Source organism: Aequorivita capsosiphonis DSM 23843 (assembly GCF_000429125.1).
Lineage (GTDB): Bacteria > Bacteroidota > Bacteroidia > Flavobacteriales > Flavobacteriaceae > Aequorivita > Aequorivita capsosiphonis.
The window spans coordinates 142298-157949 of sequence record NZ_AUBG01000014.1; the positions used below are offsets into that span (position 1 = coordinate 142298).

A 15652-nucleotide genomic window follows, 5' to 3' on the forward strand; every position below is an offset into this window, starting at 1 on the left:
ATAGACTTTATTGATTATTGCAGTTATTTAGTTAAAAAGCCTTTTTCGCGAGCTTCTTTCATAACCGCTGAAATACCTTTTTTATTGATGTCTTTAATAGCAGAAGCTGAAACTTTCAGCGTAACCCACTTATCTTCCTCAGGAATATAAAAACGTTTTTTTAGCAAATTTACATCAAACTTACGTTTGGTTTTATTCATCGCGTGCGACACGTTATTTCCAACCATCGCTTTCTTTCCGGTAAGTTCACAAACTCTTGACATTTCTTTAACTTTAATTAGTTATTTTAAAACAGGGTGCAAATTTAAGTAATTCTTTTGGGTTGCACAACAAAAGAAAATTAGTTTTTTGATATTTCTTTTAAAAGCATCTCAAAAGCCTTATTTATAGTCTTTTCGATGACACGATACCGGTCATTTCCAAATCCAAATTTTTCTGAAATCACCCCTTTCGGCGAAGCAATAGCAATACATACCGTTCCTACCTCATCTACTCCATCACCTTTGGTAGGGCCAGCAATGCCTGTAGTGGCGATAGCATAATCTGTACTAAAAAGTTTACAGCAATTAATAGCCATGCTTTCCGCGACTTCAATACTCACCACGGAATGCTCCTTAATCAACACCTCTGGAACGCCGAGAATCTTTGTTTTTAGCTCCGTTTTATAAGGCACTATGCCACCCAAGAAAAAAGTAGAAGCTCCGGCCTCTGAGATTATATGCTCCGAAATTGCTCCGCCAGTACAACTTTCAGCTAAACTTAAGGTTTGCTCGTGTTCATTTAAAATATGCGCGATTCTGCCAATAATGCTTGTTTCATCTTCAAAGCCAATAGCTATATCTGAAAGCATCTCGCGAAGCACCTCCATTCTCATATCAATACTTTCCTTAAGCAAGGCTTCATCTTCACCACTGGATGAAAGTCTTAAACGAACTTTCCCTAAAGATGGTAAATAGGCAAGTTTTATATGCTCGGGTAAATTGTTTTCCCAATCCTCTATTTTTTCTGCAATAGCACTTTCACCCATGCCATAGGTCAACAGTGTTTTATGATAAATAAAAGGTCTGTTAAAACGCGCAATACTTCTGGGCAAAACCTCTTCTCTAAGCAAATGCCGCATTTCATAAGGCACACCTGGCAGGGACACAAAAACAGTATTGTCTTTCTCCATCCACATTCCCGGGGCGGTGCCTTGAAGGTTGTTTAAAATGGTAGCTTTTGAAGGTACCATCGCTTGCTGAAAATTGGCAGGTAATGGCTTGTTGAGCTGATATTTTTCAAAAAGTTGTTTTATATTCTCATGTACATTTTGATCTTCTACCAAGGTGTCTTCAAAATAATCGCAAAACGTCTGTTTAGTAATATCATCCTTTGTTGGACCTAGACCTCCAGTAACTATAACAAGATCAACCCGTTTTTGGGCATCCTTAAAGGCTTGTAAGATATGAGTTTTATCATCTTGGATAGAAGTAATCTGGTAGACTTTTATGCCTATTTGATTCAGTTCCTTTGCAATAAAGACTGAATTTGTATCAATAATCTGGCCGATGAGAATTTCATCGCCTATGGTTATAATTTCTGCAAGCATTTTTATAGTTGGAAATCTTGCCTCAGTTCAGTGAAGACGTTATTCAATGTTTCAAGCACGTTTTCAAGATGCGGAATTACCGAGGTTTTATTTTTTGTTGTTCTAGACCAGGTTTCGATACTGGTAATATCTTTAAGAGCATCAATACCGAACATTTCGATATTAGGCTTCATTTTATGTGCAAATTGATATGCCAATTCTCTATTCTCATTGTGGATGGCTTCATCCATAGAATGCAGATCTGGTGGAATTTCCTCAAGAAACGTTCTGGCCAAGATTTTTAAAAAATCTTGATCACCGTCGGCGATTTCTTCCAGGTTTTCTCTTGAATAATATTTTGTCATCCTATTTTACTTTTATGGAAAACATTTCTGTTTTACCAATAAACCCCGTCAATATATCATTAGCCTTAACACTTCCTACACCAGCAGGAGTTCCAGTAAAGATAATGTCACCAATTTTCAAAGTGAAATATTTTGATACATATTCGATTAAAGCATCGATTTTCCACATCATGAGCATAGAATTGCTTTTTTGAACAATTTTATCGTTTCGTTTCAGACTGAAATCTATATCATTTATATCGTCAAAGTCTTCTTTCTTTAGGAAATTTCCTACAACGGCTGCGCCATCAAAAGCTTTCGCCTTTTCCCAAGGCAGCCCTTCCTTTTTTAGTTTTGCTTGTAAATCTCTAGCCGTAAAATCAATTCCCAAACCTATTTCATCATAATATTTATGCGCGAACTTTTGGTCAATATGCTTACCGATTTTGTTAATTCGAACCAGCAATTCAACTTCATGATGCACATCATTTGAAAATTCAGGTATAAAAAAAGGTTGTTTCTTTAGCAGAATTGATGTGTCCGGTTTTAGAAAAATAACAGGTTCTGTGGGCTTAGCACTATCAAGTTCTTTGATGTGATCTGCATAATTACGACCTATACATATTATCTTCATCTTGCTTCTAAAATTTTGTATTCAACTTTTGAAGTCGGATACGCGTTAAAACCTGTTTGGTGTAAAGTGGAAAATCCGCATTTAACAACCATCCAAAATAACCAGAATCCTTCTCCAAAATGTCTGTAACTAACTTTCCTTTATACTTTCCGAAAGAAAACACCTCTACGCCATCCTCATTATAGCTTATAAAACCAGCAAAGTCTGCGTGATCCTTGTGCGAACTGAAATCAGCTAAAAAGCTCATGTCGTTTTGTAAATCAGGATATTTATCCAACTGCGACTTTAAAACTTCGTAGGTTGCATTGGTATCAGCAGCGGCGCTATGGGCATCTTTTAAATCTTTATCACAATAGAATTTATACGCAGCTTCCAAAGTACGCTTTTCCATCTTGTGAAAAATGGTCTGTACGTCAACAGAAAGCGCTTTTTTCATATCGAATTCTACCTCAGCCCGAAGAAGTTCCTCTGCCAACAAAGGAATATCAAAACGATTGGAATTAAACCCACCAAGATCACTGTCTTTTATCAAGGCGTAAACCTTTGGCGCCAACTCCTTAAACGTTGGTTCATTAGCAACCATCTCGTCAGAAATCCCGTGAATTGCGGTGGTTTCTGCGGGAATTGGCATTTCTGGATTTACACGCCACGTATGGCTTTCCTTGTTGCCATTTGGAAATATTTTTAAAATGGCTATTTCCACAATTCTGTCTTTTGCCACATTTATACCAGTGGTTTCAAGATCGAAGAAGCAGATTGGTTTTTTTAAGTTAAGTTCCATTGTTCTGTTTTATTCCAACAAAGCTATTTTTGTTGAAGTTATGAAAAAACATATAAAAAGAAAGAGGGGACTTGAAATTCAAAATCCCCTTTTTTATTATAATTCAATTAATCTAAATTTCTGTATTTACATCCCAATCCTCTAGGTAATCGGCCACTCTTTTTACAAACTGCCCACCTAAAGCTCCATTTACAACTCTGTGGTCATAACTGTGTGAAAGGAACATTTTAAAACGAATTCCAATGAAATCCCCTTCCGGAGTTTCAATAACGGCAGGCACTTTACGAATTGCTCCCAAGGCCAAAATACCAACTTGTGGTTGATTGATTATAGGTGTTCCCATAATACTGCCGAAGGTTCCCACATTTGTAACCGTATAGGTTCCACCCTGAATATCGTCTGGCTTAAGTTTGTTTTCACGAGCTCGCCTAGCAAGGTCGTTCACCGCTTTACTCATTCCAAGTAGATTTAATCGATCGGCATTTTTAATTACCGGTACAATCAAATTGCCATCTGGCAAGGCTGCTGCCATTCCAAGATTTATATTTTTACGTTTAATAATGTTGTTGCCATCAACTGCAATATTCATCATTGGGAAGTCTTTAAGGGCTTTTGCCACAGCTTCCATAAATATTGGGGTAAAGGTTAAGCTTTCCCCTTCTCTTTTGGCAAAACCTGATTTTACTTTATTTCTCCAATTCCACACATTTGTAACGTCACACTCAACAAAAGACTGAACGTGGGCAGAAGTTTGGGTACTTTCAACCATATGATGCGCAATAAGTTTGCCCATTCTGGTCATTTCTATAATTTCGTCTTCGCCCCCAACTGAAACTGCTGGTTTCGCTTTTGCGGTTTCAGGATTTTTAGCTTCAACTACGGTTTTAGGTGTAGGAGCTTCTGATTTTCCAGAAGAACGATTGTCTACGTAGCCCAAAATATCGTTTTTGGTAACGCGTCCATCTTTTCCTGTACCTGAAATACCATCGAGTTCAGACTGTGAAATATTCTCTTGTGAAGCAATATTTTTAACCAACGGAGAATAAAAGCGGTCTCCTGTGTTTTCAATTGGGGTTTGGACTGTTTGTTTTGCCATTTCAACCTGAGCCTCAACTTCTTTGACTCCGGCCGATGCAGCCTTATCCGTTTCAGCAGCTTTTGTTTCTAGTTTTGGACTATCGTCGCTTCCACCTTCTGTTTCAATAATGGCGATGGTTTGCCCCACTTGCACTACATCATCAATGTTGAAAAGCTTTTCAACCAATACACCATCCACCTCGCTGGGCACTTCACTATCCACTTTATCAGTAGCAATTTCCAATACAGCCTCATCGACCTCAATGGTATCGCCCACTTCTTTTAACCAGTTTGTAAGTGTTGCTTCTGCTACACTTTCGCCCATTTTGGGTAGTTTCAATTCAAATTTTGCCATAATATAATTTCAATGTCGAATTTATAGGCATACAAAGCCTGTTTTTTTAACGCTGCAAAATTAGTTAAAATTTGTTCGTTTAGTGTTTCAAATTTCTTAAAATACAATAACCCCACCCTTTTCGTCACTTTGGTCGCTTCCAATGATGAAATTACAACCGAAAGGTCTAATACGGAAAAGGTTGTCTTTGTCTTTTAGTTGTTTCATTAATATGAATATTTCCTCATAAGAAATATACTCAGCATCGAAAACCAATAAACTATTGCTGAGCACAACTTGTGAATGTACGTGTTTTGAAGCCATCTGAAACACCGTTGAAGTAGCAGCTGAAAGCTTTTCGAGCAGTTCAATATTTTCGGTGAAAAAGTAACTCCTTTCCGTTTTTGGCGAAGAAATCAATTTTTCTTCGGAAGAAAACCTTCGTGCTTTTTTGGCCAAGGCAACTCCAGCGTTAACAGAGCCTTCCAACAATATATTTTTATTAAAATGTTTCTTATAAAAAATTTGCATTGCTCCGTAAAACCGTTCAAAATAGGCATCGTTCTTTTGGGTGCTTTCGCCTTTATAATGAAGCACGGTTGTGCTTCCCAAATAATGATTTTTATAACCTGCTTTGGTTATTTTATAAGAAAGGTCTATATCTTCACCGTACATAAAATAATCTTCGTCAAAACCGCCTACTTCTTCGTATATACTCCTTTTTAAAAGCATAAACGCGCCCACTAAAACTTCGGCTTCTCCTTGGGATGTTTCAGATAAATGACTGGCATAATATTTTTTATGAAAGCCCGTAAGTTTCAATAAGGAGACTTTAGGTGTGGGGAGATTTCTTTTACTTTCAGGGAGAAAATTCCCCGTTCCATCCATTAGATAAACCCCCAGAGCTCCAATGTTTTCAACACTTTCATAATATTTAATAGCTTGAGTAAAGGTGTCTTCAGCAACAGCAGTATCTGGATTTAAAATACAAAGGTATTCTCCTTTCGCAACCTCGACTGCTTGATTATTCGCCTTGCTAAACCCGACATTTACTTTATTTTCAATTAAAGTGAGCTTTGGAAATTGCGCTCTTATCATTTCGCAACTATCATCTTTAGAGTCATTATCTATAATAATAATTTCTGCGTCTATGTTTTCGATTGCTTTCTGAACAGAAAGAATGCACTGTTCCAGAAAATAACGCACATTATAATTAAGGATAACAACGGAGAGCTTCATCAGTAAATGGAATTTTAGAAATAAATACCTGTTCAGCAGGTAGGTAAGATTTTTAGTTTAAAATTTATAAAATGAACTATGTTAAGTACTTTTTAATGAAGATTCAAAAGGAATTCGGTGCAAGATACTTCTTCCCAGAGTAACCTCATCTGCATATTCCAATTCATCGCCCACTGAGATTCCGCGAGCAATAGTAGTAGTTATTATTTTGTAGGGTTCTATCTGTTTATAGATATAAAAGTTGGTGGTATCTCCTTCCATCGTTGAGCTAAGCGCAAAAATGAGTTCATTGATGGAGCCAGTTTTTACTTTTTCAACAAGAGACGGAATGCTGAGATCCCCTGGACCAATACCGTCCATTGGCGATATTTTACCTCCCAAAACGTGATAGTGCCCGCGATACTGGCTGGTGTTTTCAATAGCCATAACATCGCGAATATCTTCAACAACACACACCAACTGTGAGTCACGATGTGGATTAGCACATATCTCGCAAAGTTTTGTATCGCTAATATTATTACAGTTTGCACAAAAGTTGATCTCCTCTCGCATTTTCACCAAACTTGCAGCTAATTTTTGTGATTGTTCCTTGGGTTGTTTCAGTAAATGTAATGCCAATCTTAGCGCCGTCCGCTTTCCGATTCCGGGAAGTTGGGAGATTTCATTTACCGCATTTTCAAGAAGTTTTGAAGAAAATTCCATAGCATAATTCTTGCTGCCAAGATAAAAAAAATGCTTCAGAAAAAGAGATTTTTCCTGAAGCATTCTATTTCGTTTTGTACCTCAGCCAAAAGAGAGTAAAAAGCAGATGTTATTTCTCCTCTTTTAGATGTCAGCGGTTAGATTAATTTACAAGAAGTTTTTTGGTCACTGTGCCTTCTTCACTATTGATACGCACAAAATATGCACCAGATGAAAGCGATGAAACATTAACGCTATGCTTAGTGTTTATTAGAGCTTGGGCTTCAAATACAAGAAGTTTTCCGCTAATATCGAAAATTCTTATTTCAGCGTTTATGGCTTTTGGCAAGGCGATAGTGATTTCTGATGTTGCTGGATTTGGATAAATACTAACGTTTCCAGAAAGTACATCATTAATTCCAGCGGTACCTTCTACCAACGGTGATGCCCAAAGACCTCTTCCATACGTGCCCGCATAAAGCGTATTCGTTGATTTGTTGATATCAAATTCATTCACCATTACATTTGGCAATAAGTTATTAAATGGCTGCCAATCTGTAAAAGTATTGTCGATATAGAAAATTCCATAATCCATTCCCAAATAAAGTCCATCTTTACCATTGTCATCCCAAATTACAGCCAAAGAGCTAAAATTAGGAAGGTTCTTTTTATAGCTTATCCAAGTAGCACCGCCATCTTCAGAAACGGCAACGCGGCTCGCACCATTAACTGCTACGGCTACTTTATTTGGATTTGTAGGATGAATTGCGATAGAGTTAATAGAGCCACCAGGGGAAGGCAGTTGCTCCCAATCTGTTGCGCCGCCATCATCAGTTTTATACATAAATGCTCCTCGCGAAGCATACATTACTTCATTATTTGATGGAGCAATTTTTAAGTTATCTAAGTTTCCAACAAAGTTCTGTGAAATTGGAACCCAGCTTCCACCGCGATTGCCAGATTTATACACATAATTATAACCAACATAGATGGTACTTTCAAGAACGGGATCTTGTTCAAAAGGGGTAACCCAGTTTCCAGAGCCGCTTCCTGGCAAATTCAAATTAATATATGTAGTTCCACCGTTCATAGATCGGTACAGCGATCCGTATTGACTTGTTCCGTAAAGTATATCAGGGTTTGACTTGTCTATAAATGATTCCATTCCATCTGCACCCAACCAATCTTTCCAGCCAGTTGCTTCTGTATAAAATGATGTTCCATTGTCCTGAGCTCCTCCAGAAATAATTACGTCGGGAGTTTGTGAAACGCCAATTTTATAAAATTGACGAATTCCCAACCCATTGGTAAGATCTTCGTAATAATCAGCCGTTAGGTTCCCTGTATCGGCAGCCTTAAAAATACCACCATCCGTTATAGCGAAAAGCGATGTTCCTTGGAACATAAGGTCGTCAACATCGGCGTGACAATACCCAATATTTTGAGAAGCGGCGCTTCCAGGAATCCAATCTGCAGTACAAGTAAAACTTGTACCGCCGTTCATAGATCTCCAAGTAAGAATACCCGCAATATGCACTTCATTAATGTCCGTAGGGTTTACCGCAATTGCCATATCCCGCGGAGCTTGACCATTGTTATCATTAGCAGTAGTGCTGTAGCCAAAATAATTTTTCCCAACATGGTTCAATTTGGTAAAGCTATCTCCAGAATCATCCGAAGAATAAAAACCACCAAACCTACCGTTGGAAGCTTCAAGAACATATACCACACTGGCATCAGCTTCAGAAACCCCGATCATTTTCGAACCGGATCCAAAACCTCCAATTGTTGTAAAGGTTGCACCGCCATCTATAGATTTATGAAAGCCACTTCCTGAGGCATACACCACTGAGAGATCACCAGGCATAAACTCAACATCATAGCCTCTGCTATCGGAATTAATTTTTGCCCAAGTTACACCAGCGTCCATAGATTTATAAATACCCGCATTTTCGGATGTAGCGAAGATCATATCTGGATTTGCAGGATTTACAACAATTTTATTTACAACGCTATTTCCGGCTGTTCCCAATAGATTCCAAGTTGCACCAGCATCAGTCGATTTAAATATTTTACCACTTCTAGAGCCAAAAAAGTACGTATCGGCATTTGTAGGATCAATAGTTACGGAATATACCGAAAGATTAGAGAAATAATCATTCAATGGAGTCCAAGTTTGAGCACCATCGGTAGTTTTCCATACCCCACCTGTGTTAGCTCCAACAATCATATGGTCTGTGTTACTTTGCTCAATAGAGAGTCCCGTAATCCTACCAACTCCTGGATTCCATCCTGAAGTGGCACTCCACGATGTCGGGCCTAGTTCTTCCCAATTGTCGTTAAGAGTAACTCTGTTTTGTGCGGTAGTGTTTAAATGTGCGTTCCAACGCTCAAGTTCATTTAAACGCTCTTCGGTTGTGGGAAGATATCCATCAGGCTCTACCATTCTGAGAGCGTTGTACTCCCATCTCTTAAATTGTTTATAACCGGTTCCGCGACCTTTGTCCTTACCGTCAAAGTAAGCTTCGGCATTATCAATAACCTCTTGGACCTTATAAGTTCCAACATCGATCATTTGAAGATATTCTCGTGTCTGCGATTGTCCTGAAAAGGAACCAAAAACAAAGGCAACAAGTAGTAGTAATTTAAAACGCATCTTTTTAATTTTTAGGGAGTTATACGATTATTAGGTTGAAAGCACCAAATGTATTAAAAATAAACAGGGTGGAGAAACCAAACTTTGTATTTTTACCCAGTCGAATTCTTAATTGTTGAAGTTCAAAATATATGGAGTCACTGCACATTCTATTGTTAATTGCTGGTTATTTTTTAGCATTAATACTAATTTCCTTTTTAACCAATAGAGGTGGAAGCAATGCCGATTTCTTTAAGGCCGGCAAACAATCTCCTTGGTATTTAGTGGCTTTTGGGATGATTGGCGCTTCGTTAAGTGGAGTCACATTTATTTCAGTTCCTGGATGGGTAGAAGCTTCAAGTTTTAGTTATTTTCAGGTTGTTCTTGGCTATACAGTGGGATACGCCGTGATTGGCACCGTCCTTCTTCCGCTTTATTACCGTCTAAACTTAACTTCAATATATACCTATTTAGATGAAAGGTTTGGAAAAGCTTCCTATAAAACCGGAGCTTCATTTTTTCTGATTTCCAGAGTTATAGGTGCCAGTTTCAGATTATATCTGGTGGCGATTGTTCTTCAAAGCCTGATTTTTGACGATATGAACATCCCTTTTTGGGTAACGGTAACCATCACTATCTTACTGATTTGGCTATATACTTTTAAAAGCGGAATAAAAACCATTGTGTGGACAGATACCCTCCAAACACTCTTTATGCTAGTTGCAGTGGGAGTAGCGGTATATTATGTTTCTACTGATTTAGGATTGTCGGGAAGCAATCTTTTTAATTTTATTGCAGATAGCGATATGAGCCAAATTTTCTTCTTTGACGATTGGAAATCGGGAGATCATTTTGTTAAACAGTTTATAAGTGGAGCTTTTATAGCGATTGTTATGACAGGGTTGGATCAAGATATGATGCAAAAAAACCTTACCTGTCGCAATCTGAAGGACGCACAAAAAAACATGTTTTGGTTTACCATTGTTTTGACAATCGTAAATTTTGTCTTTTTGGTGCTGGGACTGTTATTGACCGTTTATGCCCAACAAAATGGTATAGACGCACATAAAGATCAGCTTTTCCCAACCTTGGCTGCCAACAATGAATTTGGAATTGGAGTAGCGATCTTATTCTTTTTAGGTTTAATAGCTGCCGCATATAGCAGCGCCGATAGCGCATTAACCGCATTAACCACTTCGTTTAGTATCGACATTTTGGAGATCGAGAAAAAATATGACGAAAAAAAGCAGGTTCGCATACGCAAGCGAATTCATATATTGCTTTCCCTACTGTTGATTTTAGTAATTATAATATTTAAATATGTGATTGCTGATGAATCAGTAATCTCAAAGCTATTCGTCTTTGCAGGTTATACATACGGTCCACTTTTAGGACTATACGCTTACGGACTTTTTACAAAATGGAACGTAAAAGATAAATTTGTTCCGGCCATTGCCATCGCAACCCCTTTTTTAGGATATGGAATAAGCTACCTATGTGAAGCATATTTTAATTTTGAATTCGGATTTTTTATTTTAATACTAAACGGAGCACTTACCTTTTTAGGTCTAATATTGATTCGTGCCCAAAAGAACTAAGGTGCAGGCAACTTCAGAGTCGATATTGTTTTCTTTAAGGATTTTATAGAAATCTGGATTTTCAGTACCCGGATTAAAGATGACACGTTTGGGTTTTAGCGAAACTATATAGTCGTAATATTCAACCTGTCGCTTCGGATTTAAATAAAGCGTTACTGTATTTATATTGTCGAAATCCTCCTTTTCTGTGGAAATAGAAACTCCAGCAACTTCTCCTTTTTTTAAGCCTACAGCTTCAACAGGATGATCGTGATTTACCAAACGATTGATTGCAAGATTGGAATATCTACTGGGATTAAGGCTGGCGCCAAGTACTAAAGTCTTCTTCATTTTTAATAGTTTTTAGGAAAAATACAATACTACTTCCGAAGAATTCACAAATCTTAGTTAAAAAGATAAGTGCGATGAAACATTATACCTTTTTCTCCGTCTATATAATAACATTGGCAAGTAAAGCAGTATTTGGTTTAAAAATATTATTCTTTATCGTGATGGTTTTACGTTGATGGTTAGTGTTAATAATTGCGGTAAAGATTCAAACCCGAGGCATTCGCTTCGGGTTTGTTTTTTATACAGCAGCCACAATGTTATTCTTCTGTTAAACGATGAGTTATAGTGAAACTATCTCCCCCGTACCTCGTCTAATATAAAAATACCTAAAACTTTATTATATAATTTACCTGCCGTCTGGCAGGCCCGTTTGAATTAGCCTTTTAACGAATTATACCTTATTTTAGGTAACATAAAAGTCTTTCAGTTTTGCTGAAAGACTTTTTTCAATATAAATATTATTCTTATGATGCTTTTCGAAGTTCAGATTTCTTTAATTTTTTACCCTTAACCCTAAAGGAAAATTAAAGAAATCTTCATTTCATCCTTTAGGAGTAAGGTAATTAAATGAAGATTTCTCCCCAAGTAGTTGTTAGGTATAAAAGCATTAAACAAAGTATTTTTAAAACTCCTTCTCAAAGGTAGCTGAGTGACTTAAGATTGTCAACAGGCATATCTTAAAGTGACCGAAGCTCAAATGGTAGCTGAGCCTGCCTCCCGTAGGAAGGTGATCCCGATAACATCGGGATTGTATCGAAGCTCTACCACCTAATAATTACACTTCCCCAAGTAAATCCACTTCCAAAAGCGGCCAAAACCACCAAATCGCCTTCTTTTATTTTTCCTGCTTCCCAAGCTTCAGTTAATGCAATCGGGATAGAAGCTGCCGTTGTATTTCCGTATTTCTGGATATTATTAAAAACCTGGTCATCGGTCAATTTTAATTTGTGTTGAATAAATTGTGAAATACGAAGATTCGCCTGATGTGGAATAAACATATCAATATCTTTTACTTCAAGGTTATTGGCTTGTAATCCTTCTTCAATAACTTCGGAGAAACGAACGATGGCGTGTTTAAAAACAAACTGTCCATTCATCACTGGATAATAAGGTATATCTTCTTGCGGATTTTCTGCTATAATTTGTGGCACCCAATGGCCAGTGCTTGGGCCTTTTAATGCAAGTTCGTCTTTATGCTTTCCTTCACTGTGGAGATGGGTTGAAAGAATTCCACCCTTTCCTGCTTCGTTTCTTGACAAAACCGCCGCCCCAGCACCATCGCCAAAAATTACAGAAACACTGCGTCCACGGGTTGAAAAATCCAAGCCGCCACTATGGTTTTCGCTACCAATTACCAAAACGTTTTTATACATTCCCGTTTTTATAAATTGGTCGGCAACTGAAATAGCATATACAAATCCACTACATTGGTTGCGAACATCCAATGCTGGAATGGTGCGCATACCCATCATTTCCTGTACTTCTACGCCGCCTCCGGGAAAATACATGTCTGGACTCAGCGTGGCAAACACAATCATATCGATATCATTTGGCACCAGATTGGCGCGTTCCAAAGCAAGGGTTGCGGCTTTTACACCCATCACCGAAGTAGAATTGCCATCACCCTTCTTTATATGCCTGCGCTCTTGAATCCCTGTGCGTTCTTGAATCCAAGCATCGTTGGTATCCATTAATTTGGAAAGATCATCATTGGTAACCACGTTTTCGGGCACATAATATCCCAGCCCAGTAATTTTTGAAGTGTACATGTATTTGAATTTTTATAGAGAGTGGAAAGATAAGTATATACTGTATTAAAGGAAACAAATTGAAGTTTATATAGTATGCGTGCATAGGAATTGAAGATGAAATCGAAATCGAAATTGAAAACATTTAGCCTAATAATTTTGAATATCTTTAGCCTTTAAAATTATTACTATGAAAAAAATTCTAGCAGTTGCTACGTTTCTTCTCTTTTCCTCCAATTTTATTGCACAGGAAAAACTGGACTACCAAAAACCTCCAAAAGAAATCCTTGACCTCGTGGATGCTCCTTTAGCTCCTTCGGTTTGGATTGACAGCAAAGGGGAAAACGTCGTCCTTTTTTATCGCGATGCCTATAAATCTATTGCTGAGCTTTCCGAACCCGAACTTCGTTTGGGCGGACTTCGGATCAATCCTAAAACAAATATTGGCAGTAGAACCAGATATTATAACAATATAAAAGTGAAGAAAGCCACAGCAAAAGATGCTAGTCAAGTTTCTGGACTTCCAGAGCATGCCATGCTTTCAAATTTCACAACTTCTCCAAATCAGAAGATGATCGCTTTTTTAAATACCTCTGAAGATGGCGTTCAATTATGGATAACAGATATTGAAAAAGCAAGTGCTAGCAAACTAAGCACACTCAAGCTGAACGCGAACATGGGAAACCCCATCAATTGGTTTAAAGAAAGTAACGCGCTTTTAGTAAATGTAATTCCGGAGAATAGAAAGAAATTGATAAATACTTCCGAAGCAGTTCCCGAAGGACCAACCATCACCGTAAGCGATGGAGAAAAAGCGCAAAATAGAACGTACCAGGATCTATTAAGCAACCCTAACGATGAATACAATTTTGAGCAATTGGCACATTCCGAAGTTAAAAAGATTGCTTTGGATGGAAGTGTTTCTAATTTTCTACCGTCCGCCATGTATGACGATCTCGAGTTTTCGCCAGACGGAAAATACGTGATGGTAAATTCATTAAAAAGACCTTTCTCCTATATTGTCCCTTATTATAGGTTTCCTTTTGAAACGAATATTTATGATATCAATGGAAAGTTAATTCAAAAAGTAAACGACATAGCGCTGAATGAAGTGGAACCAAAAGGTTTTATGGCAACCCGAATAGGCAAAAGAAATATGAATTGGCGTAATGATAAACCCGCAACGCTATACTGGGCAGAAGCGCAAGATAAAGGTGATCCTGAAGTAAAAGTTGATTATCGGGATGCTGTTTACCAAATAGCCGCTCCTTTTACCGGAAAGGAAAGACTGCTGTTAAAAACCATAAATCGTTATGTAGGCATTACTTGGGGTAATGACAATATAGCAATCGCTCGGGATTCCTGGTGGAATGATCGAAATACAAAAAGTTATATTTTCAATCCTTCCAATGCTTCGGAAACGCCCAAGATTATTTTTGATAGAAGTTATCAGGATAAATATAGCGATCCGGGAAATTTCGTAACAAGCAGAAACAACTTTGATGAAAAGGTTCTAGAAATGGAAAACGGGAAAGTTTTCTTAATGGGCGATGGTTTTTCCGATAAAGGGCAATTTCCATTTATTGATGAATTCAATCTAAAAACGCAGAAGACGAAACGCGTTTACGAATCTGCTTATACCGAAAAACTAGAAGACCTTAGAGCAGCTATAGATATGAAGCAAGGAAAGATTTTGGTGCGAATAGAATCTCAAAATGAATATCCTAATTATTACTTCAGAAATATTAAAAAGAAGAATAATTTAACGCCGGTAACTTCTTTTGAAAATCCTTTTAAAAGTATTCAGGACGTTCAAAAGGAAGTTATCACATATAAGCGTGATGATGACTTAGAGCTTGAAGGAACTTTGTATTTACCCATTGGTTATGATGTAAACAAGAAGGAAAAAATGCCGATGATTCTTTGGGCATATCCGCGCGAATTCAAGGATAAAAGCAGTGCTTCACAAAACACCACAAATCCAAATGAATTTATTTATCCGTATTATGGCTCCCCGATTTATTGGGTAACGCAAGGTTATGTGGTTTTGGATGATGCTGCTTTCCCCATTGTTGGGGAAGGTGATGAACAACCCAATGATACTTTTATAACTCAATTAGTTGGCAATGCCAAAGCTGCTATTGATGCGGTTGATAAAATGGGGTATATTGATAGAAATCGCGTTGGCGTTGGGGGACATTCTTATGGCGCCTTTATGGTTGCAAACTTACTGAGCCATTCCAATCTTTTTGCAGCTGGTATTGCTAGAAGTGGCGCTTATAACAGAACGCTTACTCCTTTCGGATTTCAAAGTGAAGAAAGAAGCTATTGGGATTCTCCTATAACTTACAATACTATGTCACCATTTATGAATGCCGATAAAATGAAATCGCCCTTATTGCTAATTCACGGGGAGGCAGATAATAATTCAGGAACTTACCCCATGCAAAGTGAGCGTTATTTTAATGCGCTAAAAGGATTAGGTGCAACCGCGCGTTTGGTTATGTTACCAAAAGAAAGTCACGGTTATAGTGCCAAGGAAAGCGTACTTCACGTTTTATGGGAACAAGATCAATGGCTAGATAAATATGTAAAAAACAGAGAAAAATAATCCCTTAATCTAGCATACTCTTAAAAGTTATAATATTGCTTGATTAACCACAATGAACACAATGGTTTGCACA

The 15652-nt window shown here is 37.7% G+C and carries 13 protein-coding genes; 2 read left to right on the plus strand and 11 right to left on the minus strand.

Translation table 11 applies throughout. The features are described from left to right. Window positions 1–23 precede the first annotated feature (23 nt). The 9 genes from rpmB to G440_RS0112970 form a co-directional block, all read right to left on the minus strand. Window positions 24–263, minus strand: coding sequence for a 50S ribosomal protein L28 (rpmB, locus tag G440_RS0112925; protein WP_026451695.1), 240 nt, complete (start codon window positions 261–263; stop codon window positions 24–26). 77 nt (window positions 264–340) lie between these two features. Further along, complete coding sequence (locus G440_RS0112930) at window positions 341–1588, minus strand: competence/damage-inducible protein A (RefSeq protein WP_026451696.1); 1248 nt, start codon at window positions 1586–1588, stop codon at window positions 341–343. Between the two features lie 2 nt (window positions 1589–1590). Then, the gene (locus G440_RS0112935) at window positions 1591–1932 is read right to left on the minus strand and encodes an Hpt domain-containing protein (RefSeq protein ID WP_026451697.1); all 342 of its coding nucleotides are present in this window, start codon (window positions 1930–1932) and stop codon (window positions 1591–1593) included. A 1-nt stretch (window position 1933) separates the two neighbouring features. Next, window positions 1934–2545, minus strand: coding sequence for a fumarylacetoacetate hydrolase family protein (locus G440_RS0112940; protein WP_026451698.1), 612 nt, complete (start codon window positions 2543–2545; stop codon window positions 1934–1936). A gap of 7 nt (window positions 2546–2552) precedes the next feature. Continuing rightward, window positions 2553–3326 (minus strand): 3'-5' exonuclease, encoded by a 774-nt coding sequence (locus tag G440_RS0112945; RefSeq protein WP_026451699.1) that lies wholly within the window; start codon window positions 3324–3326, stop codon window positions 2553–2555. Between the two features lie 112 nt (window positions 3327–3438). Further along, on the minus strand, window positions 3439–4758 hold the full coding sequence (locus tag G440_RS0112950; protein ID WP_026451700.1) for a dihydrolipoamide acetyltransferase family protein: 1320 nt from the start codon (window positions 4756–4758) through the stop codon (window positions 3439–3441). A 96-nt stretch (window positions 4759–4854) separates the two neighbouring features. After that, window positions 4855–5976, minus strand: coding sequence for a glycosyltransferase family 2 protein (locus G440_RS0112960; RefSeq protein WP_026451701.1), 1122 nt, complete (start codon window positions 5974–5976; stop codon window positions 4855–4857). A gap of 81 nt (window positions 5977–6057) precedes the next feature. Then, the gene (gene recR, locus G440_RS0112965; RefSeq protein WP_026451702.1) at window positions 6058–6678 is read right to left on the minus strand and encodes a recombination mediator RecR; all 621 of its coding nucleotides are present in this window, start codon (window positions 6676–6678) and stop codon (window positions 6058–6060) included. Window positions 6679–6820: 142 nt separating this feature from the next. Beyond that, window positions 6821–9313: a VPS10 domain-containing protein gene (locus G440_RS0112970; RefSeq protein ID WP_084426775.1), complete on the minus strand. Its 2493-nt coding sequence runs from the start codon at window positions 9311–9313 to the stop codon at window positions 6821–6823. A gap of 131 nt (window positions 9314–9444) precedes the next feature. Between G440_RS0112970 and G440_RS0112975 the strand changes: the two genes are divergently transcribed. Further along, window positions 9445–10890 carry a sodium:solute symporter gene (locus G440_RS0112975; RefSeq protein WP_026451704.1) on the plus strand — a complete coding sequence of 482 codons (1446 nt, stop codon included), beginning with the start codon at window positions 9445–9447 and terminating at the stop codon, window positions 10888–10890. On the opposite strand, the gene G440_RS0112980 is transcribed toward G440_RS0112975, so the two are convergent. Both G440_RS0112980 and G440_RS0112985 read right to left on the minus strand, forming a co-directional pair. Further along, on the minus strand, window positions 10861–11220 hold the full coding sequence (locus tag G440_RS0112980) for a CoA-binding protein (RefSeq protein WP_026451705.1): 360 nt from the start codon (window positions 11218–11220) through the stop codon (window positions 10861–10863). The genes G440_RS0112975 and G440_RS0112980 overlap by 30 nt on opposite strands. A 761-nt stretch (window positions 11221–11981) precedes the next feature. Then, complete coding sequence (locus G440_RS0112985; RefSeq protein ID WP_026451706.1) at window positions 11982–12989, minus strand: 3-oxoacyl-ACP synthase III family protein; 1008 nt, start codon at window positions 12987–12989, stop codon at window positions 11982–11984. 169 nt (window positions 12990–13158) lie between these two features. Between G440_RS0112985 and G440_RS0112990 the strand changes: the two genes are divergently transcribed. Further along, the gene (locus tag G440_RS0112990) at window positions 13159–15579 is read left to right on the plus strand and encodes an alpha/beta hydrolase family protein (protein WP_026451707.1); all 2421 of its coding nucleotides are present in this window, start codon (window positions 13159–13161) and stop codon (window positions 15577–15579) included. The last annotated feature ends 73 nt before the right edge of the window (window positions 15580–15652 follow it).

What these genes read in the sequence shown, in the direction of transcription:
- rpmB (WP_026451695.1), bottom strand. Translation starts at nt 263, where the DNA reads ATGTCAAGAGTTTGTGAACTTACCGGAAAGAAAGCGATGGTTGGAAAT.
- G440_RS0112930 (WP_026451696.1), bottom strand. Translation starts at nt 1,588, where the DNA reads ATGCTTGCAGAAATTATAACCATAGGCGATGAAATTCTCATCGGCCAG.
- G440_RS0112935 (WP_026451697.1), bottom strand. Translation starts at nt 1,932, where the DNA reads ATGACAAAATATTATTCAAGAGAAAACCTGGAAGAAATCGCCGACGGT.
- G440_RS0112940 (WP_026451698.1), bottom strand. Translation starts at nt 2,545, where the DNA reads ATGAAGATAATATGTATAGGTCGTAATTATGCAGATCACATCAAAGAA.
- G440_RS0112945 (WP_026451699.1), bottom strand. Translation starts at nt 3,326, where the DNA reads ATGGAACTTAACTTAAAAAAACCAATCTGCTTCTTCGATCTTGAAACC.
- G440_RS0112950 (WP_026451700.1), bottom strand. Translation starts at nt 4,758, where the DNA reads ATGGCAAAATTTGAATTGAAACTACCCAAAATGGGCGAAAGTGTAGCA.
- G440_RS0112960 (WP_026451701.1), bottom strand. Translation starts at nt 5,976, where the DNA reads ATGAAGCTCTCCGTTGTTATCCTTAATTATAATGTGCGTTATTTTCTG.
- recR (WP_026451702.1), bottom strand. Translation starts at nt 6,678, where the DNA reads ATGGAATTTTCTTCAAAACTTCTTGAAAATGCGGTAAATGAAATCTCC.
- G440_RS0112970 (WP_084426775.1), bottom strand. Translation starts at nt 9,313, where the DNA reads ATGCGTTTTAAATTACTACTACTTGTTGCCTTTGTTTTTGGTTCCTTT.
- G440_RS0112975 (WP_026451704.1), top strand. Translation starts at nt 9,445, where the DNA reads ATGGAGTCACTGCACATTCTATTGTTAATTGCTGGTTATTTTTTAGCA.
- G440_RS0112980 (WP_026451705.1), bottom strand. Translation starts at nt 11,220, where the DNA reads ATGAAGAAGACTTTAGTACTTGGCGCCAGCCTTAATCCCAGTAGATAT.
- G440_RS0112985 (WP_026451706.1), bottom strand. Translation starts at nt 12,989, where the DNA reads ATGTACACTTCAAAAATTACTGGGCTGGGATATTATGTGCCCGAAAAC.
- G440_RS0112990 (WP_026451707.1), top strand. Translation starts at nt 13,159, where the DNA reads ATGAAAAAAATTCTAGCAGTTGCTACGTTTCTTCTCTTTTCCTCCAAT.